Consider the following 26817-nt stretch of genomic DNA (forward strand, 5'->3'; position numbering starts at 1 on the left):
TTTCAGCTCCCCCTTAGTCCTTGTTCACAACAAGCAGCTCGGTTTCGCCGCTGCCGATTTGAATCGTTTTGACGAGCAGGGAAATTTTGTTCTCGTCGTTCAATGCTTTCCAATACACATCTGCAATGTCGCGAATGTCATTCGTCAGAGGAACCAGCGCCGGCTCTCCTTGGAACGAAGGAAGCGGATTGCCGTCTCCTTGATACGTATGGATGCAGTGCCCGTAGCCCGGAATAGCTTTCTCATAAGTATACGTATGACGAAGCGTCTGGTCCTCGACATTGCCGTTCGATTTAAGTATCGACAGCTTGTACGCGAACTGGCCGTCCTTCGTGTCCACCAAACCGCTGATACGCGGCGTAAAGTTGGGCGCATCCGGCTCGTAGGTGCGTGTCGCCAAGGCGGTTTCGAAGGAACCGCCCACTTGCAGCGCTTCAAAGATCGTATCGGTCTGATCGCCGTTCGTCACGATATGCGCGCCATTCGTATGTCTTACAGGGTAGTAAATGATAAGCGACGGATCAGTCAGCTTCGCAGGGTACCTTCGCTTCCGTACGGACGAAGCCGTTGTCCTCCTGAATAAATACGCGGTTGCGGCTGTTCTCGCTGCGCCCCATGATCCAATACACCTGTACCAGACGCGTGCCGTCCGGCGTAGCGCCGATGACAATCCCGCGTCCCGGGTACGCGTTATTTTGCAAACCGTTCAAATATTGATCCGCTGCCGCGGCTCTTGTCGTTGTCACAGCTCAGTTCCCCCTGAATATCGCAAATGAATGCGTAATTGAAAATGCCGCTCCAACAACCTGTTTCTAGTGATGGAACAGACGTACGCCGGAATAGCACATAACCATACCGTAATCGTTGGCTGCCTGCACGACTTCTTCATCGCGCATCGAGCTGCCGGCTTGAACCACATATTTCACGCCGCTGCGGCTGGCGCGGTCCAAGTTATCGCGGAACGGCAGGAAGGCATCGGACCCGTAGGACACGCCCTGCAGCTTGTTCAGCCATGCGCGCTTCTCTTCGCGGGACAGACGGGCCGGCACTTCTGCGAAGCTTGCTTCCCAAGCGGCCTGCTCGACCGGTGTCACTTCCTCTTCAAGCCACAGGTCAATTGCATTGTTCTGCTCGGCACGGGAAATGCCTTGACGGAACTTCATATTCAACGCTTGCGGGTGCTGACGGAGGAACCAGCAGGTCCGCTTTATCTCCTGCCAGACGCGTACAGTGAATACGGGATTGCTGACCCGCCCCGATCCCGATCGTTTGGCCGTCCAGCGTGTACACGATGGAGTTGGATTGCGTATATTTCAGCGTAACCAAGGCAATCAGCAGATCACGCTTCGCGTTCTCGGTCAGCTCCTTGTTCTCGGTCACGATTTTGTCCAAAGCCGATGCGTCAATGACGCCGTTATTGCGCTCCTGCTGCATTTGCAGGCCGAACAGCGTACGCGTTTCCACCGGATTCGGCACGTAGTCCGGATCGATTTGAAGAATGAGGTAGTTGCCGTTCTTCTTCGCTTTCAGCATAGCGAGCGCTTCCTCGGTATAACCAGGTGCTACGACCAGGTCCGAAACCTCGCGCTTCAGCAGCTGTGCCGTGGATGCATCGACAACGTCGCTCAATGCAGCTGCGTCACCGAAGGAAGACATACGGTCCGCGCCGCGTGCGCGCGCATAAGCCGTAGCCAGCGGAGAAAGCTCCAAGCCTTCGACGAAATATGCTTTTTTGAGCTCGTCCGATAAAGGCGACGCTACCGCCGCTCCGGCAGGGCTCACGTGTTTAAAAGAAGCCGCCGCCGGCAGGCCTGTCGCCAGACGCAGCTCGCGCGCCAGCTGAAAGCCGTTCAAGGCATCCAGCAGGTTGATGAAGCCCGGGTCGCCGTTCAATACTTTAATCGGCAGCTCGCCGCCACTTTCGCTGTAAAGCTTCGCTTGCTTTTGGTGCGGATTCATGCCATAGCGCAATTCCAGCACGTTCGTTCCACTGGTCGTCTGACTCATGATTCGATCCCGTCCTTCGCTTTGAGAGTAGTAAGCCGATAATTCTCTATAGGAATGTGTCCCGTTGCTATCTGTTGAATCACTTGCGGAAGCAGCTCGTGCTCCAAGGGATGGATGCGCTCGCTTAGCGACGCTTCGGTATCGTCCGGCCGAATCTCCAGCGCACGCTGGGCCAGAATCGGGCCGGTGTCGAGTCCTCCATCGACCAGGTGAACGGTAATACCCGTCACTTTGACGCCGTGCTCAAGCGCTTGACGCACCGCGTGCAGTCCAGGAAAGGACGGAAGCAGCGACGGATGCACATTGATCATGCGTCCCCAATACGCCTCGACAAGCACGGGGGTCAAAATGCGCATATAGCCCGCGAGCACGACCAGAGCCACCTGCTTGGCCCGCAGCAGCTCCAGAATCTCCAGCTCATACGCTTCGCGGCTCGGATACTCCTTCGGCCGAAACGTATGCACCGGCACGTCCGCCTGCTTCGCCCGTTCTACGACCAGAGCCTGCGGCCGGTCGCAAACCAATAGCTCGATGCGAGCATCGAGCCTGCCTGCTTTTACCGCGTCCGCGATAGCCTGAAAGTTCGATCCGCCTCCGGATGCGAACACGGCAATGCGAAACGGTTTACTCATACGTCCGCTCCATTGAAAGTAACGACGCGCTCACCTGCCGTCACTCTGCCGAGCGCGTATACTTTTTCACCGTGCTGTTCGAAAATACGGGCCGCTTCCGCCGCTTGCTGCTCGGAAACGACGATGACCATCCCGATCCCCATATTGAACGTACGGAACATATCGTTGTTGCTGATGGAGCCGGCTTCCTGCATCAATTGAAAGATCGGCAGAATCGGCCAAGAACCGTAATCGATCTCCACATTCACATGGGCCGGAAGCATACGCGGAATGTTCTCGATGAAGCCGCCGCCGGTGATATGCGCCAGACCTTTCAGCTCCACCTTTTCCAGCGCTGCCAAAACGGATTTCACATAAATTTTAGTCGGTTCAAGCACCACATCGCCCAGCTTGCCGCCAAGTACATCGATATGATCCTGCAGGCTATAGCCCTTCTCCTCAAGCAAAAGCTTGCGCACCAGCGAGAAGCCGTTGCTGTGCACGCCGCTGGAAGCCAGGCCGATCACGACATCGCCCGGACGGATCTTGGAGCCGTCGATGATTTTCTTCTTGTCTACAATCCCTACGGTAAAGCCCGCAATATCGTATTCGCCCTCGGAGTACATGCCAGGCATTTCAGCCGTTTCGCCGCCGATCAAGGCACAGCCGGACTGCACGCAGCCGTCGCTGATCCCTTTAATGATCGATTCGATTTTCTCGGGTACCACTTTGTCGCAAGCCAGGTAATCCAGGAAAAACAGCGGCTCTGCGCCCTGTACGACGATATCGTTCACGCACATAGCTACGGCGTCGATCCCGATCGTATCATGCTTATCCATAGCAAAAGCGATCTTCAGCTTCGTGCCTACGCCGTCCGTGCCGGAAACAAGCACCGGTTCTTCATATTTATCTTTATTCAAGCCGAAAAGCGCACCGAAACCGCCCAAATCCGTCAATACCTCCGGACGGAACGTCGTTTTCACGTGCTTTTTCATCCGTTCTACCGCTTCGTTGCCTGCCGCGATGTCGACACCGGCTTTTTTATATGCATCCGACACTGAATATCCTCCTTGGGATGGGCATTGAGGTTCTTGGGAGGTTTTGACGGCAAAAAGAGAGTTTTTGGACTCGCGCATGCCTGCGGCGGAGGTCCGATAGGCTGCCTCCGGCCGCTGTTGCCTGCGTGTTCCTAACTATTCCACCCATCGGTGGGAACACGCAGGCAAAGGCGGCACGTAAACTCTCCGGCAGCCTATCGGCACCTCCGCCTTCGGCGCTCGTCCCTCGCTTTTGTTGTCAAAACGCTCCCTATCGTTCCTCAAGGCTCGCGTTTTATTTAAAATGGCAGAGGCTGTGCCGCTTCTGCCCTTGATTTTCAATCCTTAGCCTGGGGCTGGCTTTACCGGCGGCCCCAGGCTTTCTGTTTCATCCTCCTAATGATTAGGAGGATGAAAAGTCTTCCGCGCGCGAAGCTCAAGTGCGTGTTACGGCGCAACGCGGCGAACGGGTTAAACCCCACGCGCGTGGAATTGCGCGCCATACACAGAAGATCGGAGGCACGATCGATCTCGTGCTCTCTACTCCTTCCCCTTACAAGAACAAGTTAACGCGCGTGCGGAGGTTAACGTAACTGGCGGAGGAGAAGGAGTGTACCGTAGGAGCGTAGCGTCCGCCTTTGAAAACGTGAATATTCCTCTACAAAATATAATCAGACCATTCACGTTTTCAACAGCGGCCGGAGGTACACTCCTTCTCTGCAGCCGCCACCAACGTAACTCGCAACTCGCAACTCGTAACTCATCTCTCGTAACTTGTTCTTAGTCACACCCGCATCCTATTTCCGCTTCCTCCGTAATCTTCGTCGGATAACGGTTGTCGAAACAGGCTGTGCAATGACCGCGGTTCAATTCCCCGCTAGGCCGACCGATAGCATTCAGCAAGCCGTCATGACTTAAGAAATGCAATGAGTCCGCATTGATCGCTTCACGAATTTCTTCGATCGACTTTTGCGCGGCAATCAGCTCTTTGCGGTCCGGCGTATCGATGCCGTAGAAGCAAGGATTTTTGAAAGGCGGCGAGCTGATCCGCACATGGACCTCCGTCGCTCCCGCTTCGCGGAGCATGTTCACGATACGCAGAGAAGTCGTGCCGCGGACGATGGAGTCGTCGATCATGACGACACGTTTCCCGGCCACGATGCTGCGCACGGCGCTCAGCTTCATTTTGACCCCTTGCTCGCGCAGCTCCTGGCTCGGCTGGATGAATGTCCGGCCGGTGTAGCGGTTCTTGATGAGCCCCAGCTCGTAAGGAATGCCCGTTTGCTCGGCAAATCCGATAGCGGCCGAAATACTGGAATCCGGCACGCCGGTAACGATATCCGCATCCACGAACGATTCCAGCGCCAGTTGGCGTCCCATCCGCTTCCGTGCGGAGTGGATATTGATTTCATCGATATCGCTGTCCGGACGCGCGAAGTAGATATACTCCATTGCGCAGATCGCACGGCGGTTAATGGGCGCGAACCGATCCTCGACGAGCCTGTTGTTTTTCATATCGAGCACGAGCAGCTCGCCCGGCTCCACATCGCGGTAGTAGGTTCCTCCTACCGCGTCAAATGCGCAGGATTCCGATGCGAATAAGTAAGCATTGCCCAGCCGTCCCATCACGAGCGGACGGAGACCGTGAGGATCACGGGCGGCGATCAGCTTATCCTTCGTCTGAAACAAGAAGGCATAAGCTCCCTCGACCTTCAGCAGCGCTTCCTTGACCGCCAGTACAATGTCGTCGTGCTTGGAACGGGCAATGAGATGCGCCACGACTTCCGTATCGCTCGTTGTTTGGAAGATCGAGCCCTGGTTCTCCAGCTCTTTCTTGATCTCACCGGCATTGTGCAAATTCCCGTTCGTGGCAATCGCAAGATCGCCGCCGCGGTATTTGAACACGAGCGGCTGCGCGTTCGCCAGCTTGCTCTCGCCCGATGTTGAATAACGGACATGCCCGATAGCCGAAGGACCGACCAGCGTGCTGAGATTATCGTTATTGAACACTTCCTTGACCAGACCCATGTTGCGGTAGTAGCTGAAGCTTTCGCCGTTAGCGACGCAAATGCCCGCGCTCTCCTGACCGCGGTGCTGAAGCGCATGCAGACCGTAATACGAAAGCGAAGCGGATTCGGGGTGACCGAACACCCCGAACACCCCGCATTCCTCGCGAAGCTTATCGAACAGCCCGTCATGACTGCCGATTCCTTCATTATAGAAATTGCCTGTCCATAGCTGCTGCGATGCTTTTATTTCATCAGACATGGAATCGCATCCTTCCAAACCTTTTCTAGTTGTGCAACCGATGCTTGGATGACTGGTTCAGCGTTCACTTGGATTTGTAGTTCTTGTCCTGTTACTTGACCTAATTGTTGAACCGGTACGCCTTGACCGGCGATATATGCTTTCAGCTCTTCCGCTTTCTCAGGCGATGCGCTGAGCAGGATACGGGATTGGCTCTCGCTGAACAAGGCGATATCATTGCGCAGCTCGCTTGCAAAGTTGACTTGAGCGCCAAGACGTCCGCTGATGCAGCTCTCCGCCAAGGCCACGGCCAGCCCGCCGTCAGACAAGTCATGCGCAGAAGCGACGAGGCCTTGTTGAATCGCGCCGAGAACGGTGTTCAGCAGTTTTTTCTCCACATCCAGATCCAATTGCGGAGGACGGCCTTCCGTTACGCCGTGCATGACATATTGGAACTCGCTGCCGCCAAGCTCCGCTTTGGTTTCGCCCAAGACGAAGATGACGTCGCCTTCTTGTTTGAAGCCTTGCGTTGTAATGTGATCCGTATCGTGTACGAGACCGACCATACCGACAACCGGCGTCGGGTAGATCGCGCCTTTGGCATTCTCGTTGTACAAGCTGACGTTACCGCCGATAACCGGCGTTTCCAGCTTGCGGCACGCTTCCGCCATCCCGTCAGCGGCTTTCTCCAGCTGCCAGAAAATATCCGGCTTCTCCGGGGAACCGAAGTTCAGGTTGTCCGTGATGGCAAGCGGCTCGGCGCCGGAGCATACGTTGTTACGTGCCGCTTCCGCTACCGCGATCATGCCGCCCACTTCCGGATCAAGGTAAACGAAGCGTCCGTTGCAATCTGTAGACATCGACAGCGCTTTGCGCGAGCCATGAATCGTGACCACTGCCGCATCCGAACCCGGACGAACCGCCGTGCTTGTCCGAACCATGTAATCATATTGGTTATAAACCCATTCTTTGCTTGCTACCGAAGGGGAAGCCAGCACTTTTTGCAAAGCGCCGTTCAGATCGGTCACTTCCGCATAAGCGTTCGTATCGATCTTCGCGTTCTCTTCGTAGTATGCAGGCACTTGAGACGGTTTGTTATATACCGGGCATTCGTCCACGAGAGCCGTAACCGGCATATCGGCAACCATTTCGCCTTTGTGGAACAATTTCAGACGGCCGTCGTTCGATACTTTACCGACCTTCGCGCAGTGTAAGCCCCAACGTTCGAAAATCGCCTTCGCCTGCGCTTCATGCTTAGGCTCAACGACGAACAGCATGCGCTCCTGGGACTCGGACAGCATCATTTCGTAAGGCGTCATGCCTTCTTCACGCTGCGGCACCTCGTCAAGGTACAGCTCCATGCCGTTGCCCGCTTTACTCGCCATCTCCGCGCTCGAGCAGGTCAAGCCCGCGGCGCCCATATCTTGAATGCCGAGCACGATACCGGAGTTGATCAGATCCAGGCAAGCTTCAAGCACCAGCTTCTCCATAAACGGATCGCCGACTTGTACCGCCGGACGCTTCGCTTCGGATTCCGCCGTCAATTCCTCGGATGCGAATGTTGCACCGTGGATTCCGTCACGGCCTGTTGCCGGTCCCACGTAAAAAACAGGGTTGCCTACGCCTTTGGCGACACCTTTTTGGATTTTATCGTGATCGATGATCCCTACGCACATCGCATTAACGAGCGGGTTGCCTTCATAGCTCTCGTCGAACATGACTTCGCCGCCGACTGTCGGAATACCAATGCAGTTGCCGTAGCCCGCAATACCGGAGACCACGTGCTCGAACAAATATTTCACGCGCTCATTTTCCAAACGGCCGAAGCGCAGGCTGTTCAGCAGAGCAACCGGGCGTGCGCCCATCGAGAAAATATCGCGGATAATGCCGCCCACACCTGTCGCAGCGCCTTGGAAAGGCTCGATGGCGGATGGATGGTTATGGCTTTCAATTTTGAATACGACCGCTTGGTTGTCGCCGATATCGACGATCCCCGCGCCTTCACCGGGACCCATCAATACGCGAGGGCCGGTAACAGGGAACTTGCGAAGCACAGGCTTCGAATTTTTGTAAGAGCAGTGCTCGGACCACATAACGCTGAACACGCCGATTTCCACATAGTTCGGTTGACGGCCCAAAAACCCGCAGATTTGTTCATACTCGGCATCGGTAACGCCCATCTGTTTGTAAATTTTCTGATCCGCGATTTGTTCTGCGGTTGGCTCCTTAGCCGATAACTGCTGCGCCATTCTTTTCCCTCCATGTGCTCAAAATCGATGTGAACATCCGTTTGCCGTCCGCCGAACCGAGAAGCTCGTGCACCGCACGCTCCGGATGCGGCATCATGCCGAGTACGTTTCCTTGCTTGTTGCAAATCCCTGCGATATCTTCAACGGAACCGTTCGGATTGTTGCCCGCTTCATAACGGAACACGATTTGATTGTTTGCTTTAAGTTCAGCTAGCGTCGCATCGTCGCAGTAGTAGTTGCCTTCTCCGTGCGCGATCGGGATGTTGATCAGCTCGCCTTGATTATATTCGGATGTAAAAGGAGTATTCGTGTTTTCCACCTGCAGCATTGCCGCGTGGCAGCGGAATTTCAACGATTGGTTGCGCAGCATCGCTCCCGGCAGCAGACCCGATTCCAGCAAAATCTGGAATCCGTTACAGATGCCTAGTACATATTTACCCTGTTCAGCCGCTTGTACCAACGCGTTCATCACAGGCGCAAACCGTGCAATCGCTCCGGTACGCAAATAATCTCCGTAGGAGAATCCCCCAGGTACGATAATACAGTCATATTTCGATAGATCCGTTTCTGTATGCCAAACATAGCTAACAGGCTGGCCAATCGTTTCTTCTACCGCTTTGTAGCAGTCGATATCACAATTGGAGCCGGGAAACACCAGTACTGCGAAGTTCATTACGTGCTCCTCCTTCAAGTGGGATTAGACCAATTCGTAGCGGTAGTCTTCAATAACCGTATTCGCCAGCAGCTTCTCGCACATGGCCTTCACGCGCTCTTCGGCAACGGCACGGTCGCTTGTGCCCAGCTCCAGCTCCAAATATTTGCCTACGCGTACCTTGCCCACTTCGTCAAAACCCATCGAATGCAGCGCGCCCTGCACGGCTACGCCTTGCGGATCGAGTACGCTTTGTTTGATCGTTACATAAACGGTTGCTTTTAACATGGGGGTAAATCCTCCTCTGGAGTGGGTGGTGGTAGTTATAAAAAGCTCAGCTTTTCCGAGAAAGGAGTGTGCTTCCGGCCGCTGTTGAATAAGGGTTTAATTAAATTGATTTAGCGGTAAAAATCCTTATTCAAAGGCGGCACGTAGACCGAGAGTTTCCGGAGGAAACTGGCTTCGTAAGCATATGCTCCAGCACATCTCCTTTCTCTCCAAAGTCGCTTTTTATAACGTAATATTTTATTTAATATAAAGAAAAGTTCAAAACCTAAACTACTTCTCAAAAGCGCGAGCCTTGCAGCTTGCCAATCCGCAGCACCATGCATCATGATAGCTTTATTTCAGAGAGTGAACTAAAGCGCTGCGAACTTTTTAATTCAGACCTATTACTTCACTAAACGATTGTAAATATCGCGGTAGCGGCGGGACGTTTCCTCAACCACATCGGCAGGCAAAGGAGCCGGCTCGCTGTTTTTATCCCAATCGGTGCCGGACAAATAAGTCCGTACCGGTTCTTTATCCATGCTGTCGATCTCAATATCGAAAGCGTAGTTTTCCTTGGCCCAGAAACGGGAGGAATCCGGCGTAAAAATCTCATCGATCAAAATGATTTCTCCATCGATCAGACCGAACTCGAACTTCGTATCGGCGAGAATGATGCCGCGCTCTTCGCAATACTGGCGCGCGAATTCATACAGCATGAGGCTTTTCGCTTCCAGCTGCTCGGTCAGCTCCGCGCCGACCAATTGCTTCATGCGCTCAATCGAGATGTCCTCGTCGTGACCGACATCGTTCTTCGCCGCCGGTGTGAAGATCGGCTGCGGAAAGCGCTCGTTCTTGCGCATGCCCTCCGGCAGCTGGTGGCCGTTGATCTCGCCGGTCTTCTCGTACTGGCGCCAGCCTCCGCCCGTAATGTAGCCGCGGACGACGCATTCGATATCGATGCGCTCGGCCTTTTTCGTAACCATGAAGCGGTCCTTCATAATCTCACGATCCGTTACGAGATCGCCCAACTTATCTACATCGGTGTGAACGACATGGTTCGGCATCAGGTGAGCCGTCTGCTCGAACCAGAATTTGCTCAGGCTGTTCAGCACATTGCCCTTATCCGGCACGGCTGGAGACAATACCCAGTCAAAAGCGGAGATGCGGTCCGGTTACCGCAATCAAGAAATGCTCTCCCAAATCGTACAGCTCGCGTACTTTCCCTTTATACAGCAGCGGCGCTTTCACATACTGCTCGGCGCTCGAAATAGCCGTTGTCGAGACCATGGTTTCCGTGCTCCCCTGATATGATTTTGACAATCATTTATTTTAAAAAATTAATTCAAACCAAGACGTGCAAAGATCGTATCCACATGCTTCAAGTGCCAAGCCGGATTGAAACAGTCTTCAATCTCCTCCAGGCTCAGCTGCTCGCGAATCGCGGGCGTGTTCTCGATGATATCGCGGAACGAGCGCTGCTCTTCCCAAGCCTGCATTGCTCTAGGCTGTACCGTGTCGTAAGCCTGCTCACGGCTGAAGCCTTTGTCGATCAGCTTCGTCATTACGCGGCCGGAGAAAGGAACGCCGTACGTGCTTTGCATGTTGCGCTTCATGTTCTCAGGGAACACCGTCAAGTTTTTGACGATGTTACCGAAACGGTTCAGCATGTAATTGATCAGCGTCGTCGCATCAGGCAAAATAATCCGTTCCACGGAGGAGTGGGAAATATCGCGTTCGTGCCACAAAGTCACGTTTTCGTATGCAGAAATCATATGGCCGCGAATCACGCGGGACAAGCCGGAAATGCTTTCGCAGCCGATCGGGTTGCGTTTATGCGGCATTGCGGACGAGCCCTTTTGACCTTTGGCGAACGGTTCTTCCACTTCACGGAATTCGCTCTTCTGCAGAGCGCGGATTTCCGTTGCAAACTTATCCAGCGAGGTAGCGATCAAAGCCAATGTAGCCATATACTCGGCATGACGGTCGCGCTGCAGCGTTTGCGTCGAGATCGGAGCCGGCTTCGTTCCCAGCTTATCGCAAACATACGTTTCAACAAACGGATCGATGTTCGCATAAGTGCCTACGGCGCCGGAGATTTTACCGTACTGCACGCCGTCAGCCGCAAAACGGAAACGCTCCAGGTTGCGTTTCATTTCTTCCCACCACAGAGCCATTTTCAAACCGAACGTCGTCGGCTCGGCATGAACCCCGTGTGTACGCCCCATCATCGGGGTATTTTTATATTCAATTGCTTTGTTCTTCAAGATTTCGATGAAGTTCAGCAAATCTTTTTCGATAATTTCGTTGGCTTGTCTGAGCAAGTAGCCCAGCGCCGTATCGACCACGTCTGTGGAAGTCAAACCGTAGTGCACCCATTTGCGCTCCGGACCGACCTTCTCGGATACGGCACGGGTAAAAGCGATCACGTCATGACGCGTTTCCTGCTCGATTTCATAGATCCGGTCGATATCGAAGGCGGCGTTCTTGCGAAGCTCTATTACGTCTTCCTTAGGGATAATCCCCAGCTCGGCCCACGCCTCACAGGAAAGCAGCTCCACCTCGAGCCATGCGTTAAATTTGTTCTCTTCCGTCCAAATTCTGGCCATTTCCGGTCTGCTGTAACGTTCAATCATTGTTTAAATCCTCCACTCTTATCGTCTCACTGTTTTTCTTTAGCTTCCCATATGTTTGAAGCGTCTATCCACTGCATGGCCGCTTCGACCGACTTCGCAAGCACGTTGACATGCCCCATCTTCCGGTTATGCTTCGACTCATGCTTGCCGTACAGATGCACTTTCGCGGTGACTCCGTCAACCTGCTCCGACTCCGGCTGCACGATCCAATCGAGCAGCGGCTCTACATGCTGCCCGAGGATATTGCCCATTACCACCGGCGTCATCAGCTCCGTCGAGCCGAGCGGCAGATTGCAGATCGCCCGGACATGCTGCTCGAACTGCGACGTTTGGCAGGCGTCCATCGTGTAGTGTCCCGAGTTGTGCGGTCTCGGCGCAAGCTCGTTGACATAAAGCTCGCCGTCTGCCGTCAGGAACATTTCCACAGCGATCAGTCCGATCACATTCATCGACTCGGCTATGGCCATCGCCAGCCGTTCGGCTTCCCGCTGAATGCTGTCCGCCGTTCTCGCAGGTACGATGGATAGATGCAAAATATTGTTTATGTGAATATTCTCCGCGGCAGGGAAGGCCTTGATCTCCCCGCGGGGGCTTCTCGCCGCGATCACGGATAGTTCCTTGTCAAAATGGATAAACTGCTCCAGCACGAGCTCCGTCTTGGCCCGGCTCAGTTCTTCATAAGCGGCCTCAACCTCGTCCAGCGACCGGATAACCCATTGGCCTTTGCCGTCGTAGCCTCCGGTTGCCGTCTTGAGCACGCACGGCGTGCCGAACCGCTCTGCCTCCGTACGCAGCTGCGCAGCGCTGGTAATCTCGGCATAAGGCGCAACCTTGACGCCTGCCGCTTCAATCGCCCGTTTCTCCCGCAATCGGTGCTGCGTCGTATACAGAAGCTGGCTGCCCTGAGGAACGTAAGACTGCTCCATCAGCAGGGACGTCACGTCCGCATCGACATTCTCGAATTCATACGTAATGACATCGGATTGCTCAGCCAAGGCTTTGGCCGCTTCCACATCATGATACGCCGCTACGATCTGCCGGTTCGCCACCTGACCGCACGGCGCATCCGGCGTCGGGTCGAGCGTCACGAACCGGTAGCCCATCGCTCTGCCGGACAGAGCGAGCATTCTCCCCAGCTGACCGCCGCCCAGGACGCCGATCGTTCCGCCGGGGCGGATCACCTTATCCGCGCCGCCACCGCTTGTTTGAGCTTGAATGGAATCGTTCAGGCTCATGACAGCACGCTGCTTTCTATCGTCTGGCGGATGCCTTCGCGGCGTGCGCGCACTTTTTGCTGCAGCTGCGGATCGAACGCGCCGAGAATTTGGCCTGCCAGCAGTCCGGCATTCGTAGCTCCCGCATGTCCGATGGCGACTGTAGCCACCGGCACGCCGCCGGGCATTTGCACGATCGACAGCAGCGAATCCATCCCGTTCAGCGTCGACGTTTTCACAGGAACGCCAATAACCGGCAGCTCCGTTTTTGCGGCAACCATACCGGGTAAATGAGCGGCGCCTCCCGCCCCTGCTATAATGACCTTCAACCCGCGTTCGCTTGCGGATTCAGCATACTCGAACATCAGGTCCGGCGTGCGGTGAGCGGAAACCACCCGTTTCTCATAAGGAATTCCGAGCTCCTCGAGCATATCGCAGGCATGCTTCATCGTTTCCCAATCGGACTGGCTTCCCATAATGACTCCAACAAGAACAGACATTTCGAACCTCCGTGAGTGTGAGATACATTTTTTTGAGCCAAGGATCAACAGCTTTGTTCTCCCTAAAGAAGACTGCGTTGCACGCTCCTTCTGAAGAACCGTTCATCCGGTAATTCACCTCTTAAAAACAACCCCACAAAGTGGGGCTTATGCTTCGAAGCGTACTCAGGTACTTTGCGGGGACCCCGAAAACATATAAATTCTATCATATTAAAAAAACAAAGCGCCCAGTGGAAACACTTGCTTTACGCAAATCCCCCTCTGGACGACAAGTATGACCCCAAGCGCAAGTTAAGGCCATGCACCACCGTGCTGACCTCTTATTGAACGCTTCACTCGTAGTCCAAAAATTTATGGTTTTTGGGTAGATACTTTCGGGCCATATTCCCGACGTTATACGAGACGCTTCGACATTTTTTGCTAAAAACGAATCCTGTTTACTCTCTTAGTTTACCAGCCATGGAATGTTGCTGTCAACCAAAAAAGACGAACATTATAGAAATACAGTAGTTTTAAAGTTCGCATTTCACTCGGCTTTTTTTCGCAATAAACAGCTTCAACTTCCATTTTGCTTCATTTTTTTAAGGATTTTATAACTTTCTTCCAATTCCTCCGCCGTCAGTCCCCCGTGCTCTACCTGCTCCTGAGGCAAATTCCGCCACCGTTCGTACAGCTCCAGCCCTTGTTCAATAATGTTAGCATTCCCCGGCTCCTCATCGAGCATGAAAAAAAGCGTATCCTCCGCCTTCGCCAACCGGCCTTCCTCCTCATAAAAATCGAGCAGCAGAGCCAGCACCCGCTTAGGCTTGCGCTGATGCTGAAGACCGTCGAGCAGTGAATGAATCCGCGAATCCACCTCTGCTCTCATCTCCTCCGTTTCTTCCATCCATCGCATCTCAAGCAGCAGCTCCAAGGCCTTCAAGCCGGAGGCATGCCCTCCCCGTTCATCCCCTGAATCTGTAAGCAGCTCTCCTTCTGCTTTCAACATATCCGCCAGAAGCACTCCTTTGCCCGCGTCCAGGCGGCCCTGCAAGGTGAGTAACGCTATAATATCTTTGACCGCTAAAGCTTGAACGAGCTTCGAATTAAGGCCAAGAAGACGCTGCATCGCCTGGAGCAGCAGCTCCATCGCTTCGGCAAACTGCTGATTGCGGCGGTGAAACATGATTTTCACCATCTCTTCCGAAAACTGCTGAATCAATCGCATCAAATAATCCCGTCTATACATGCTTGCACTCCTCTCTTTCAAGAAAATCGTGAATAGTAGACGCATTTCATAGAAGCCCCGCGGCTTCCATCCGCTATTTCTTCCATTGTAGCGTATGGATACCTTGCTCCGCATCCGTCCACACGCAATAGAGTTGAGAATCATAGAATAGAACAGGAGTTGTCCTCTGAAAGGAGGGATCATATGGCTGCCTCACGCGCCCAAAACTATAAAACCTGTAAAAAGTATTTGCACCGCCAAGTCCAAATCCGTACAGTCAACGGAACGTATCAAGGAAAAATCGTGAAACTCGACAAGGACAAAGTATACCTTCAGCTTAACGCGCCTCATGGCAAGAAATCGCAGCATAAAGCGCACATTTCCTTTTTCCCCGTTGTTCTGCCCCTCGTGCTGTTCGAATTGCTTGTTATTGTTTTATTGGAAGGCAGACGGCCTCTCAGGCCTTTTTAAAACAACAATTCTTTCATCTAAACCATCGGAGCGGAATTTTCTGCGGCCGGTGGTTTTTTTACGAGTTCGGTTTCTTTACCCCAGCCTGTATTGCAGATCCGCCGAAAATTAGCTATATTAGTTGTGTAAATGTTTTTCCTATATGTATGTATTTTAACGAAAATTATTTTCACATCATTGTGTTGAGGTGACTTATGCCTGGTATCCTAAGTGCCATTCAAGAACAATTAGACACTATGAATCCGAAGGAAAAGGATATCGCAGCCTATGTACTAGCCCATCCGCAGCATATTGTCCAAATGGGGATTACCGAGCTGGCACAGCAGTCAGGCGGCAGCACGGCTACGATTTCCCGCTTTTGCAAGCTGTTCCACTTTGGCGGCTTTACGGAGTTTAAATTAAAGCTGGCCGCAGAGCTGGCCCAACAGCAGGATGCTTTATCTTACCAGGATATCGTGGCCGGCAATCCGTTGGAGAGCATCGTCAGCGCGATGGAAGCCAATCATGTGCGGTCGATTACGGACACGACACGAATGCTCGATCTGAAGCAGCTTCAGCAGGCTGTCGACGCGTTAAAAAAAGCCCGGCAAATCGACTTGTACGGGGTCGCTACTTCCGGACTGGTCGCACAGGATTTCTACCAAAAGCTGATCCGGATCGGCAAGCGCGCCGTCACCTTCTCCGACCCTCATATGCAGGTAACCTCCGCTTCCAATTTGACGAAAGAGGACGTAGCGCTAGCCATTTCCTACTCGGGCGAAACGTCCGAAACGATTGCCGCCTTAACCTGTGCTGCCGAAAATGGCGCAACCACCATCTCCCTCACCAAATTCGGGACGAACACGCTCACCACGCTCGCCGATATTTCGCTGTTCACCTCCACCCTGGAGGAAGGCATGCGCCGCGGAGACATGGCTTCCCGGATCGCCCAGCTGCATGTCATCGATATTTTGTTCGTCGGACTGATCAGCGATCAGTTCAACGACCTTGTTCCGCGTCTTGAGCAATCGTTTCAAATGGTCAAAAAATATAGATAACTTTCCACTAAGGAGCACACCCCATGAATCTGTTAACTTTCGATTCTCATGAAAAGCTGCATGAATCCGGAGCCGGCATCATCACCGGGCTGGTGCAGACGAATCCGCGAGCCGTGCTCGGACTGGCCACAGGCGGTACACCCGTAGGAATCTACGAGGAAATCGTCAAAAGCTACCGGCGCGGCCTGGTCCGTTTTCATCAGGCTACCACGTTCAATCTGGATGAATATGTCGGATTGCCCGAAGACCATGCCGAAAGCTACCGCAATTATATGAATACTCATTTGTTCAAGCATATCGACCTGCCCCGGGCGCAGGCGCACATCCCTGATGGGAACAGTCCCGATCCTGCAGAGGAATGCAAAAGGTACGATCGGCTGCTTCTGGAAGCAGGACACATTGATCTGCAGCTGCTGGGCCTAGGACACAACGGACATATCGGCTTTAACGAGCCTGATCATGCGCTGATCAGCGGCACCCATGTCGTCGAGCTTCGTGAGGAAACGCGCAAAGCCAACGCCCGTTTCTTCGATTCCATGGGCCAGGTGCCTACCCATGCGCTGACGATGGGTGTCGGTACGATTCTTAAAGCCAAAATGATCCTGCTCGTCGTCAAAGGTGCCGACAAGGCGGAAATCGTTCACCGTGCCTTAACGGGCCCGATCACGACAGACTGCCCGGCGTCGCTGCTGCAAACCCATCCTCACTTGGTCGTCTTGTTAGATTCCGAAGCCGGGAGGTTATTCGTATGAGTCAAGTATCTGCAACCTGGATTGATAATGTAAGCCTGGTTACTCCTGAAGGAACGATCGAGCAAGGATGGATTTGGCTGGCCAACGGCAAAATCGTTTCCTTAGGCGCAGGCGATGGTACTGCCGAACGTGCGCAAGCTGCCGATGGATCCATTGAATATGTAGACGGGCAAGGGGGACTTCTCCTTCCCGGCTTTATCGATATACATGTGCATGGCGGCTATGGTGAAGACTTTATGGATGCCGATGCCTTGGGATTAGACACGATTACCGGCTTTCACGGACAGCACGGAACTACCGGGATGCTGGCCACTACAGTCACCGCTTCCAAAGAAGCTATCGATTCGGTATTAGAGCAGGTTCAGGCATACCGGGAACAAGAGATGCCCTACGCTCAGCTGCTTGGCGTGCATTTAGAGGGACCCTTCATCAGTATAAAATGGCCCGGAGCCCAGAACCCCCATTACATTGCGGCTCCGCAATTAGACTGGCTTGAGGATTGGAACCGCGTCGTTCCCCGGTTTGATCCGCATGCAGACGCTGGCGCCGGAAACGGAAGGCGCCATCCCCTATATTGAAGCTCTTGTCAGCCGCGGAATTGTTGCCGCATTGGGTCATACTGACGCGAGCTTCGAACAAGTACAGCATGCAGCTCAGCATGGGCTGAGTCATGCGGTACATACGTTCAATGCGATGACGAAGCTGCATCATCGCGAACCGGGTACGGTCGGCGCTGTCCTGACCCATGACGGAATCATGGCTGAGGTGATTGCCGACGGGCATCATGTCCATCCGGCCTGCATTCAGCTGCTCGCCCGGATGAAGGGCCCCGACAACCTGATCCTCATCACCGATGCCATCTCGGCCGCCGGACTCGGCAATGGCGAGTACAGCCTCGGCGGGCTGGATGTTATCGTCCAGGACGGCGTAGCCCGGCTCAAGGAAGGCGACAGCCTGGCGGGCAGCACGCTTACCATGATCGATGCGTTCCGTTATGCCGTCCGGGAGGTCGGCTTAACGGTAGAGCAGGCGAGCCGTATGGCTAGCGCCAATCCTGCGCGTCGGCTCGGCATTGATCAAGTCACGGGCGCGCTGCAGCCAGGCAAGCAGGCCGATGTGCTGCTGCTGAACCAGCACCTGGACCTTCAGCGCGTCTGGGTCCGTGGACGCGCCCTTCAATAAAAATACCCAAAGCGTGCTGAGAGATATATGACTCAGCACGCTTTGGGTTTCCTTAAACATATAAAAAAACAGCCGATCTTTAGTCAGATCGGCTGTTGCTTCGGTTGCTTGGCGACGTCCTACTCTCCCGGAACCCTTCGGTTCAAGTACCATCGGCGCTGGAGGGCTTAACGGTCGTGTTCGAGATGGGAACGCGTGGTTCCCCTCCGCCATCATCACCAAACGATGTGCTTTCGTTAGAAAGCTGGCTACGTAAGCCTGGGATTTTTCGAAGCGTTGCTTCTTCGAAAACGCTGCAAGAAAATATCCATCCCTATAAAGGACATGCAGCTATTTGTTTCAAGGTTGTTACCCTGAAAACTAGATACGAAACAAGCATACATCCTTCTTCTTTGCTGTTCTCTTGGATAAGCCCTCGACCGATTAGTATTCGTCAGCTCCATACCTTACGGCACTTCCACCCCGAACCTATCTACCTCGTCGTCTTCAAGGGGTCTTACTTACTGGGAAATCTCATCTTGAGGGGGGCTTCACGCTTAGATGCTTTCAGCGCTTATCCCGTCCGTACGTAGCTATCCAGCCGTGCTCCTGGCGGAACAACTGGTACACCAGCGGTACGTCCATCCCGGTCCTCTCGTACTAAGGACAGCTCCTCTCAAATTTCCTGCGCCCACGACAGATAGGGACCGAACTGTCTCACGACGTTCTGAACCCAGCTCGCGTACCGCTTTAATGGGCGAACAGCCCAACCCTTGGGACCTACTTCAGCCCCAGGATGCGATGAGCCGACATCGAGGTGCCAAACCTCCCCGTCGATGTGGACTCTTGGGGGAGATAAGCCTGTTATCCCCAGGGTAGCTTTTATCCGTTGAGCGATGGCCCTTCCATGCGGTACCACCGGATCACTAAGCCCGACTTTCGTCCCTGCTCGACCTGTTTGTCTCGCAGTCAAGCTCCCTTATGCCTTTGCACTCTTCGAATGATTTCCAACCATTCTGAGGGAACCTTGGGGCGCCTCCGTTACTTTTTAGGAGGCGACCGCCCCAGTCAAACTGCCCACCTGACACTGTCCCCATACCGGTTCACGGTACCAGGTTAGAACTCCGATACGATCAGGGTGGTATCCCAACGTCGCCTCCACCCAAGCTGGCGCTCAGGCTTCTCAGGCTCCCACCTATCCTGTACAGATCGTACCAAAGTCCAATATCAAGCTGCAGTAAAGCTCCATGGGGTCTTTCCGTCTTGTCGCGGGTAACCTGCATCTTCACAGGTATTAAAATTTCACCGGATCTCTCGTTGAGACAGCGCCCAAGTCGTTACGCCATTCGTGCGGGTCAGAATTTACCTGACAAGGAATTTCGCTACCTTAGGACCGTTATAGTTACGGCCGCCGTTTACTGGGGCTTCGGTTCATAGCTTCGGGGTAAACCCCTAACCACTCCCCTTAACCTTCCAGCACCGGGCAGGCGTCAGCCCGTATACTTCGCCTTGCGGCTTCGCACAGACCTGTGTTTTTGCTAAACAGTCGCTTGGGCCTTTTCACTGCGGCCCCCTCGGGCTATTCACCCTACCGAGGCACCCCTTCTCCCGAAGTTACGGGGTCATTTTGCCGAGTTCCTTAACGAGAGTTCTTCCGCGCGCCTTAGCATGCTCTGCTCGCCTACCTGTGTCGGTTTGCGGTACGGGCACCTTCTCCCTGGCTAGAGGCTTTTCTTGGCAGCCTGAACTCATGACCTTCGCTACTGCAATTTTCGCTCCCCATCACAGACCAGCCTTAACGATGTGCGGATTTGCCTACACACCAGCCTCTCTGCTTGGACGGACATCCATCAGTCCGCGTCACTATCCTTCTGCGTCACCCCATTGCTCATAACGGTTCACGGTGGTACAGGAATTTCAACCTGTTGTCCTTCGACTACGCCTTTCGGCCTCGCCTTAGGTCCCGACTTACCCTGAGCGGACGAGCCTTCCTCAGGAACCCTTAGGCTTTCGGCGGATCAGATTCTCACTGATCTTTTCGTTACTCATACCGGCATTCTCACTTGTATGCTGTCCAGCGCTCCTTACGGTACACCTTCTACCTACATACAACGCTCCCCTACCCAAGTGCAAATCTTGTTTGCACGAGCCATAGCTTCGGTGGTGTGTTTAGCCCCGTTACATTTTCGGCGCAGAGTCACTCGACCAGTGAGCTATTACGCACTCTTTCAATGGTGGCTGCTTCTAAGCCAACATCCTGGTTGTCTTTGCAACTCCACATCCTTTCCCACTTAACACACACTTGGGGGCCTTAGCTGATGATCTGGGCTGTTTCCCTCTTGACAATGGATCTTAGCACTCACTGTCTGACTCCCGGGATAAAGTATGTGGCATTCAGAGTTTGACTGGACTTGGTAACCCTTGGCGGGCCCCGCACCCAATCAGTGCTTTACCTCCACTACTCATCTCCCGAGGCTAGCCCTAAAGCTATTTCGGGGAGAACCAGCTATCTCCGAGTTCGATTGGAATTTCTCCGCTACCCCCACCTCATCCCCGAATTTTTCAACATTCGTGGGTTCGGGCCTCCAGTGCGTGTTACCGCACCTTCACCCTGGGCAGGGGTAGATCACACGGTTTCGGGTCTACGTCCACGTACTGCGATTTTTCGCAAGAAAATATCGATACGCCCTATTCAGACTCGCTTTCGCTGCGGCTCCGGCTCTTCACCTTAACCTCGCACGGGAACGTAACTCGCCGGTTCATTCTACAAAAGGCACGCCATCACCCATTAACGGGCTCTGACTTCTTGTAAGCACACGGTTTCAGGTTCTATTTCACTCCGCTCCCGCGGTTCTTTTCACCTTTCCCTCACGGTACTGCTTCACTATCGGTCGCTAGGGAGTATTTAGCCTTGGCAGATGGTCCTGCCTGCTTCCCACGAGGTTTCACGTGTCTCGCGGTACTCGGGATCCGTCTAAGGTTTTCGCAAAATTTCGATTACAGGGCTGTTACCTTCTGTGGCCGGCCTTTCCAGACCGCTTCATCTACTCTGCTAAACCCACATTGACGTCCCACAACCCCAGAGGGCAAGCCCTCTGGTTTGGGCTGTTCCGCTTTCGCTCGCCGCTACTGACGGAATCACTCTTGTTTTCTTCTCCTGAGGGTACTTAGATGTTTCAGTTCCCCTCGTATGCCTCCAATGCAGCTATGTATTCACTGCATGGTAACTGAGAATTACCTCAGCTGGGTTCCCCCATTCGGACATCCCCGGATCAACGCCTGCTTACGGCTCCCCGAGGCGATTTCGTCGTTCGCCACGTCCTTCGTCGGCTCCTAGCGCCTAGGCATCCTCCGTGTGCTCTTATTAGCTTAACCCGTGTTCGATGAATCGAACGGCAGCTAAAGATTATAAGAGTAAGATCATCAGATCTATCTCTTTAAAGGATGATTCTATGCTTTGTTTCGTTATCTAGTTTTCAAGGAACAAGCTGTCCTGCAACGGGTAAACGAAGTTTCCATCGTTTCAGTTGTCAGTAGGTTTGAGAGTCTATTGCACCTCTCAAAACTGAGCAACGAGTGAGTGAATTTATGTCCGATGACCTGCAGTCATCATGGACTCCATAGAAAGGAGGTGATCCAGCCGCACCTTCCGATACGGCTACCTTGTTACGACTTCACCCCAATCATCTACCCCACCTTCGGCGGCTGGCTCCCTTGCGGGTTACCCCACCGACTTCGGGTGTTGTAAACTCTCGTGGTGTGACGGGCGGTGTGTACAAGACCCGGGAACGTATTCACCGCGGCATGCTGATCCGCGATTACTAGCAATTCCGACTTCATGCAGGCGAGTTGCAGCCTGCAATCCGAACTGAGACCGGCTTCTAAAGATTCGCTCCGGATCGCTCCTTCGCTTCCCGTTGTACTGGCCATTGTAGTACGTGTGTAGCCCAGGTCATAAGGGGCATGATGATTTGACGTCATCCCCACCTTCCTCCGGTTTGTCACCGGCAGTCACTCTAGAGTGCCCAACTCAATGCTGGCAACTAAAGTCAAGGGTTGCGCTCGTTGCGGGACTTAACCCAACATCTCACGACACGAGCTGACGACAACCATGCACCACCTGTCTTGGGCGCTCCGAAGAGGGGCACTATCTCTAGTGCTTTCACCCAGATGTCAAGACCTGGTAAGGTTCTTCGCGTTGCTTCGAATTAAACCACATACTCCACTGCTTGTGCGGGGCCCCGTCAATTCCTTTGAGTTTCACTCTTGCGAGCGTACTCCCCAGGCGGAGTGCTTACTGTGTTTACTTCGGCACCAAGGGTATCGAACCCCTAACACCTAGCACTCATCGTTTACGGCGTGGACTACCAGGGTATCTAATCCTGTTTGCTCCCCACGCTTTCGCGCCTCAGCGTCAGTTACGGTCCAGAAAGTCGCCTTCGCCACTGGTGTTCCTCCACATCTCTACGCATTTCACCGCTACACGTGGAATTCCACTTTCCTCTCCCGCACTCAAGTCATCCAGTTTTCAGTGCGATCCGGGGTTGAGCCCCGGGCTTAAACACCAAACTTAAATAACCGCCTGCGCGCGCTTTACGCCCAATAATTCCGGACAACGCTTGCCCCCTACGTATTACCGCGGCTGCTGGCACGTAGTTAGCCGGGGCTTTCTTCTCAGGTACCGTCACCTCAGGAGCAGTTACTCTCCCAAGCATTCTTCCCTGGCAACAGAGCTTTACGATCCGAAAACCTTCATCACTCACGCGGCGTTGCTCCGTCAGACTTGCGTCCATTGCGGAAGATTCCCTACTGCTGCCTCCCGTAGGAGTCTGGGCCGTGTCTCAGTCCCAGTGTGGCCGATCACCCTCTCAGGTCGGCTACGCATCGTCGCCTTGGTAGGCCGTTACCCTACCAACTAGCTAATGCGCCGCAGGCCCATCCGTAAGTCACAGATTGCTCCGTGTTTCATGATTCCCTCATGCGAGAGAACCAGCTATCCGGTCTTAGCTATCGTTTCCGATAGTTATCCCGGTCTTACAGGCAGGTTGCCTACGTGTTACTCACCCGTCCGCCGCTAACTTCACCCGAAGGTGAAATCCGCTCGACTTGCATGTATTAGGCACGCCGCCAGCGTTCGTCCTGAGCCAGGATCAAACTCTCCATTAAAGTTGTAGAACTTGTAACAGAGCTTGTCTTAAGCTCAAAATTTCTTGCTAGCGAGAATTTGCATTCTCTTTATTTCACTCACTCGTTGTTCAGTTTTCAAAGGGCAATCTTATTCGTTATCTTTCGACAACCGTCGAAAGCAACTTTTATATCTTAGCACAATCGCCTATCGAATTGCAAGCATCTTTTTTGCAGATGTTGTCGCTCTTTGCTCATTTCTGCTTGCCCTCGAAGCGGCAAGGAGTAATATATCACGAAGCCGATAGGAATTGCAAGCTTTTTCGACAAGTTATTTTCGAGCGAAAATCAAAGCCCCTCCGATAGTTGTCGGAAGGGCGGGATGAACAGCTGTATGTGATCTACTGTAGAGAACGGTCTTACACAGACCAGCCCTCAAGCTTGAGCTGCGGATCGGCGGTAAGGTCGAGGTCCGAGAACTGGCCGCGCTGCCATTTCAAATAAGCAGCCGCTCCAATCATAGCGGCGTTGTCGGTGCAGAGACTGAGCGGAGGCGCAAGCAGCGGCAAGCCGATCTCCGCGCAGCGCGCAGCCAGCTGCTGCCGCAGCCCTTGATTGGCGGCGACCCCGCCCGCCAGCAGAAGCTGCTTCGCGCCGTATTCTCGGACGGCGCGCATCGCTTTGGTCACCAGGACGTCGATGACGGAGTCCTGGAAGCCCTTCGCCACGGCCTGCGGCGCAAGCGTCAGGCCCTTCATGTTGGCCTGATTCAAGGAGGCCAACACCGCCGACTTCAGCCCGCTGAAGCTGAAGTCATAGGAATCAGGCTCCAGCCACGCGCGAGGAAGAGGTAGCGCTTCTTCCTCCGCGCCCAGCGCGAGCCTGTCGATATGCGGTCCCCGGGGTAAGGCAGCTTCAGCGCCCGACCCACTTTGTCATAGGCTTCGCCCACGGCATCGTCCCGCGTCTGGCCGATAATGCGGAAGCTGCCTTCGGATTCCACAAAGACAAGCTCGGTATGTCCTCCGGACACGACCAAAGACACCAGCGGATATTCCAGCGTATGCATCAGCTGGTTGGCATAAATATGGCCGGCAATGTGGTGGACGCCAATTAGAGGCAGATCAAGAGCATAGGCCAGGGATTTGGCCGCGACGATCCCTATAAGAAGCGCCCCCACCAGACCCGGTCCCTGCGTCACGGCTACAGCCGATAAATCGGAAGGCCTCACTCCGGCTTTCTCGAACGCTTCCTGAATGATAAGCGTAATGCTCTCCACATGCTGTCTGGAGGCCACCTCCGGCACGACGCCGCCAAATTTTTTGTGCGTTTCGATTTGACTTGATACCACGTTGGACAAGATGATCGTTCCGTCCTGAACAATAGCTGCGGATGTCTCGTCACAGCTTGTTTCAATAGCCAATATATAATTCGGTTTGCTCGTCATGGCTGTTCCCCTGTAGGTTGATTCGATGTGTGATGAAATTTGGGCAGATCCACCCACATAATGATGGCATCCTCCCGGTTATCGGTATAATAGCCCCGCCGTACGCCGACGGAATAAAAGCCGAGCTTTTCATATAAGTTCTGCGCAATATAATTAGAAGCGCGGACTTCGAGCGTCATTCTTACCGCTCCATATAAGCTTGCCGTTTTTTGCAGCTCCCGCATTAAACGTTCTCCAAGCTTTTTTCCGCGGTACTGCTGTCTGACGGCGACATTCGTAATGTGCGCTTCTTCCATAATCAGCCACATCCCCCCATAGCCTGCGATCTGTCCGTCATATTCCATGACCACATAGCGGGCGAACTGGTTGCTGGTCAGCTCATTCTGAAATGCGCCGGCGGTCCAGGGCGTTGTAAAAGCTTCCTGCTCGATTTCACAAATCGCAGGAATGTCTCCCATCTGCATGGAGCGGAATCGTATCGCGTTGGCGCTATCTTTTGACAAAGATTCGCTGCGGTCCATTGCACAGACCTCCTTCAAGTTTTCGAAGAAATGCCGGGTTTCAAGCATTCCTTTAAACCATTTTCCCAGAGCTTTATCTTACTCCTTTTTGAGTCGGAGCTATTGATGAAAGAAACAGCCGGACATGCGAATAACAGCGGAAGAACGCCAATCAGGCCGATTCTAGGCTAGATAGAAGCCTTCCTTTGCCCGATAAAAGCAGGCTGCAGCGTGCACGGCAAAAAGGTCCTTCTTTTGCCGGCGGCATGCAGCCGTCTTGTCAGGCTCTGCCGGACGATTTGGCCAGCAGGTTGACTTCTGCCTCCGTTAGCTGTGTGTAGTTGGGAACAAGACCATGCGGGTTCTCCGTATGCCCCTCCGACCATAGCCGCTGGCCCAGCTCCGCGAGATGCGAGGCCCTTAATTCGTGAGGAACCTCTGCGGATTCACCCGTCCAGCGCTCGAAAAACGATGCCAGCACTGCTCCGTGAAGCTTGGTCTCACCTGCAAAAACGATCCGCAGCGGCCGTTCACTCTCTCCCGCTTGCTGCACGCGGTCCAGCAGCTCATCCGCCCAGGAGCTCATCAAGCGGATTCCATCCGGGACAACTCGGCTGAAGCGATGACCCGACACCTGGTACAAGCCCGTAAAGGCTTGCCCTCTCCGCGCTTCGATCATCGGTATGACCCAGCTCGTGCCGGACTGCTTTTGCACAAGGTCCAGCGCAGTCCCACCTACTCGATTCAGTTCGGGCGCTGCGGTGCTGCTCGGCGTCCGGCCGCCTCCCTCCTCTTGACCTGATACAGGGTCCGGGTTCCCTTGCCGCAAGTAATAGGCTTCGAGTCCGCCCAATGCCATTGCGGATAAGCTTGAAACGGCAATCAGAGCCATCCCGTGCGTCCATGCAAAAGTTTTGGCCACCGTCACGCCGATCCGGACGCCCGTGTAGGAGCCCGGACCGACTCCTACAGCAAAGGCGTTCAACTGCTGCGGCTGAATATCCGAAGCACTCAACAGCTGACGAATATGAGGAAGCAGATGAATGGAATGATTTTTCTCGGCGTTGGAATTCAGCTCTCCCTGCAGTATCCCGTCACGCATAAGCGCGACAGACATATGGCTGGTCGACGTGTCCACAGCGAGTAAAGTGCCTTGTATCTCGTTTGCCGTGCTCGATTGTGTCATCATTGTAAGTCCCCGTTCTCCTTTAACTGGATACACCATTGCTTATACGGCTCGCCGTGCGGCTGCAGTCTGAACAAGCGGCCTTGCCCGTCCTCCCCGCTAAGCTCTATATGAATCGAGAGACGCTCCTGCGGAAGCAAGTCCGGAATCAAGGACGACCATTCCACCAGCGAAACGCCTTCTCCGTAAAAGTATTCCTCGAGTCCCAGCTCGTCCGCTTCTTCCATAGACAACCGGTAGACATCCATATGATAAAACGGCAGACGTCCGCTTTCATATTCTTTAATAATGGTAAATGTCGGGCTGCTGACGATATCCTTAACGCCAAGCGCTTTGGCAAATGCTTGCGAAAAAGCCGTTTTGCCGGCTCCCAAATCGCCGTCCAGAGTAATCACTGTTCCCGGAACGACGCGCGATGCCAATTTCGCAGCCAATTGTACCGTATCCTTAAGGCTGCCCGAGGTATATGCATAAGAGGCCGAAGCGACCATATCGGTCCCCTCCTTATAATC

Annotated in this window: 18 protein-coding genes, 3 rRNA genes, 4 pseudogenes and 1 riboswitch; of the genes and pseudogenes, 4 read left to right on the forward strand and 21 right to left on the reverse strand. The window is 53.8% G+C overall.

What is annotated here, in order from left to right; genetic code table 11:
• Nucleotides 1–13 precede the first annotated feature (13 nt).
• The 14 genes and pseudogenes from ACHHV8_RS29690 to ACHHV8_RS29750 all read right to left on the reverse strand — a co-directional run bounded on the left by ACHHV8_RS29690 (nucleotide 14) and on the right by ACHHV8_RS29750 (nucleotide 14648).
• Nucleotides 14–746: pseudogene (locus ACHHV8_RS29690) on the reverse strand (IMP cyclohydrolase).
• A 66-nt stretch (nucleotides 747–812) separates the two neighbouring features.
• Nucleotides 813–1163 carry a hypothetical protein gene (locus tag ACHHV8_RS36835; RefSeq protein WP_483874890.1) on the reverse strand — a complete coding sequence of 117 codons (351 nt, stop codon included), beginning with the start codon at nucleotides 1161–1163 and terminating at the stop codon, nucleotides 813–815.
• Nucleotides 1114–2007: a phosphoribosylaminoimidazolecarboxamide formyltransferase gene (locus tag ACHHV8_RS29695; protein ID WP_483874891.1), complete on the reverse strand. Its 894-nt coding sequence runs from the start codon at nucleotides 2005–2007 to the stop codon at nucleotides 1114–1116. Before ACHHV8_RS29695 ends, ACHHV8_RS36835 begins: the two co-directional genes overlap by 50 nt.
• Nucleotides 2004–2639 (reverse strand): phosphoribosylglycinamide formyltransferase, encoded by a 636-nt coding sequence (gene purN / locus ACHHV8_RS29700; RefSeq protein ID WP_395162881.1) that lies wholly within the window; start codon nucleotides 2637–2639, stop codon nucleotides 2004–2006. The genes ACHHV8_RS29695 and purN overlap by 4 nt, the downstream gene beginning before the upstream one ends.
• Complete coding sequence (gene purM / locus ACHHV8_RS29705; RefSeq protein ID WP_395162882.1) at nucleotides 2636–3676, reverse strand: phosphoribosylformylglycinamidine cyclo-ligase; 1041 nt, start codon at nucleotides 3674–3676, stop codon at nucleotides 2636–2638. The genes purN and purM overlap by 4 nt, the downstream gene beginning before the upstream one ends.
• 759 nt (nucleotides 3677–4435) lie before the next feature.
• Entirely contained in the window at nucleotides 4436–5923 is a 1488-nt protein-coding gene (purF, locus tag ACHHV8_RS29710) for an amidophosphoribosyltransferase (protein WP_395162883.1), read from the reverse strand.
• On the reverse strand, nucleotides 5908–8151 hold the full coding sequence (gene purL, locus ACHHV8_RS29715; protein ID WP_395162884.1) for a phosphoribosylformylglycinamidine synthase subunit PurL: 2244 nt from the start codon (nucleotides 8149–8151) through the stop codon (nucleotides 5908–5910). Before purL ends, purF begins: the two co-directional genes overlap by 16 nt.
• Nucleotides 8129–8824, reverse strand: a complete 696-nt coding sequence (purQ, locus tag ACHHV8_RS29720) for a phosphoribosylformylglycinamidine synthase subunit PurQ (RefSeq protein ID WP_395162885.1) — start codon at nucleotides 8822–8824, stop codon at nucleotides 8129–8131. The genes purL and purQ overlap by 23 nt, the downstream gene beginning before the upstream one ends.
• A 24-nt stretch (nucleotides 8825–8848) precedes the next feature.
• Nucleotides 8849–9091, reverse strand: a complete 243-nt coding sequence (purS, locus tag ACHHV8_RS29725) for a phosphoribosylformylglycinamidine synthase subunit PurS (protein WP_079914022.1) — start codon at nucleotides 9089–9091, stop codon at nucleotides 8849–8851.
• Nucleotides 9092–9474: 383 nt separating this feature from the next.
• A pseudogene (locus tag ACHHV8_RS29730) lies at nucleotides 9475–10360 on the reverse strand (phosphoribosylaminoimidazolesuccinocarboxamide synthase).
• A gap of 50 nt (nucleotides 10361–10410) precedes the next feature.
• Nucleotides 10411–11706 (reverse strand): adenylosuccinate lyase, encoded by a 1296-nt coding sequence (gene purB / locus ACHHV8_RS29735; protein WP_395162886.1) that lies wholly within the window; start codon nucleotides 11704–11706, stop codon nucleotides 10411–10413.
• A 26-nt stretch (nucleotides 11707–11732) separates the two neighbouring features.
• Nucleotides 11733–12941 (reverse strand): 5-(carboxyamino)imidazole ribonucleotide synthase, encoded by a 1209-nt coding sequence (purK, locus tag ACHHV8_RS29740; RefSeq protein WP_395162887.1) that lies wholly within the window; start codon nucleotides 12939–12941, stop codon nucleotides 11733–11735.
• The gene (gene purE / locus ACHHV8_RS29745; protein ID WP_395162888.1) at nucleotides 12938–13420 is read right to left on the reverse strand and encodes a 5-(carboxyamino)imidazole ribonucleotide mutase; all 483 of its coding nucleotides are present in this window, start codon (nucleotides 13418–13420) and stop codon (nucleotides 12938–12940) included. Before purE ends, purK begins: the two co-directional genes overlap by 4 nt.
• A 319-nt stretch (nucleotides 13421–13739) precedes the next feature.
• Nucleotides 13740–13841: riboswitch (purine riboswitch) on the reverse strand.
• Between the two features lie 135 nt (nucleotides 13842–13976).
• Nucleotides 13977–14648: a DUF6483 family protein gene (locus tag ACHHV8_RS29750; RefSeq protein ID WP_395162889.1), complete on the reverse strand. Its 672-nt coding sequence runs from the start codon at nucleotides 14646–14648 to the stop codon at nucleotides 13977–13979.
• Between the two features lie 183 nt (nucleotides 14649–14831).
• Here ACHHV8_RS29750 and ACHHV8_RS29755 point away from each other — a divergent pair, with 183 nt between their 5' ends.
• From ACHHV8_RS29755 to nagA, 4 genes and pseudogenes are all read left to right on the forward strand, one after another.
• Nucleotides 14832–15098, forward strand: a complete 267-nt coding sequence (locus ACHHV8_RS29755; RefSeq protein ID WP_395162890.1) for a hypothetical protein — start codon at nucleotides 14832–14834, stop codon at nucleotides 15096–15098.
• Between the two features lie 194 nt (nucleotides 15099–15292).
• Complete coding sequence (locus tag ACHHV8_RS29760; RefSeq protein ID WP_395162891.1) at nucleotides 15293–16135, forward strand: MurR/RpiR family transcriptional regulator; 843 nt, start codon at nucleotides 15293–15295, stop codon at nucleotides 16133–16135.
• A gap of 23 nt (nucleotides 16136–16158) precedes the next feature.
• Entirely contained in the window at nucleotides 16159–16887 is a 729-nt protein-coding gene (gene nagB / locus ACHHV8_RS29765) for a glucosamine-6-phosphate deaminase (RefSeq protein ID WP_395162892.1), read from the forward strand.
• Nucleotides 16884–18069, forward strand: a pseudogene (nagA, locus tag ACHHV8_RS29770) (N-acetylglucosamine-6-phosphate deacetylase). The gene nagB and the pseudogene nagA overlap by 4 nt, the downstream one beginning before the upstream one ends.
• Before the next feature lie 106 nt (nucleotides 18070–18175).
• On the opposite strand, the gene rrf reads toward nagA, so the two are convergent.
• The 7 genes and pseudogenes from rrf to tsaE all read right to left on the reverse strand — a co-directional run bounded on the left by rrf (nucleotide 18176) and on the right by tsaE (nucleotide 26796).
• Nucleotides 18176–18292: ribosomal RNA gene (gene rrf / locus ACHHV8_RS29775) — 5S ribosomal RNA — on the reverse strand.
• Between the two features lie 180 nt (nucleotides 18293–18472).
• Nucleotides 18473–21423: ribosomal RNA gene (locus ACHHV8_RS29780) — 23S ribosomal RNA — on the reverse strand.
• Nucleotides 21424–21672: 249 nt separating this feature from the next.
• Nucleotides 21673–23214 (reverse strand): 16S ribosomal RNA (locus ACHHV8_RS29785).
• The 16S, 23S and 5S rRNA genes sit together here, the layout of an rRNA operon.
• Before the next feature lie 377 nt (nucleotides 23215–23591).
• Nucleotides 23592–24619: pseudogene (tsaD, locus tag ACHHV8_RS29790) on the reverse strand (tRNA (adenosine(37)-N6)-threonylcarbamoyltransferase complex transferase subunit TsaD).
• Nucleotides 24616–25140 (reverse strand): ribosomal protein S18-alanine N-acetyltransferase, encoded by a 525-nt coding sequence (rimI, locus tag ACHHV8_RS29795; protein WP_395162893.1) that lies wholly within the window; start codon nucleotides 25138–25140, stop codon nucleotides 24616–24618. Before rimI ends, tsaD begins: the two are co-directional and overlap by 4 nt.
• Before the next feature lie 259 nt (nucleotides 25141–25399).
• Entirely contained in the window at nucleotides 25400–26308 is a 909-nt protein-coding gene (gene tsaB / locus ACHHV8_RS29800) for a tRNA (adenosine(37)-N6)-threonylcarbamoyltransferase complex dimerization subunit type 1 TsaB (RefSeq protein ID WP_395162894.1), read from the reverse strand.
• A complete protein-coding gene (gene tsaE, locus ACHHV8_RS29805) occupies nucleotides 26305–26796 on the reverse strand; it encodes a tRNA (adenosine(37)-N6)-threonylcarbamoyltransferase complex ATPase subunit type 1 TsaE (protein ID WP_395162895.1) in 492 nt (163 codons plus the stop codon). Before tsaE ends, tsaB begins: the two co-directional genes overlap by 4 nt.
• Nucleotides 26797–26817 lie beyond the last annotated feature (21 nt).

Origin of the sequence: Paenibacillus sp. TAB_01 (assembly GCF_043945595.1) — a bacterium.
GTDB lineage: Bacteria > Bacillota > Bacilli > Paenibacillales > NBRC-103111 > Paenibacillus_S.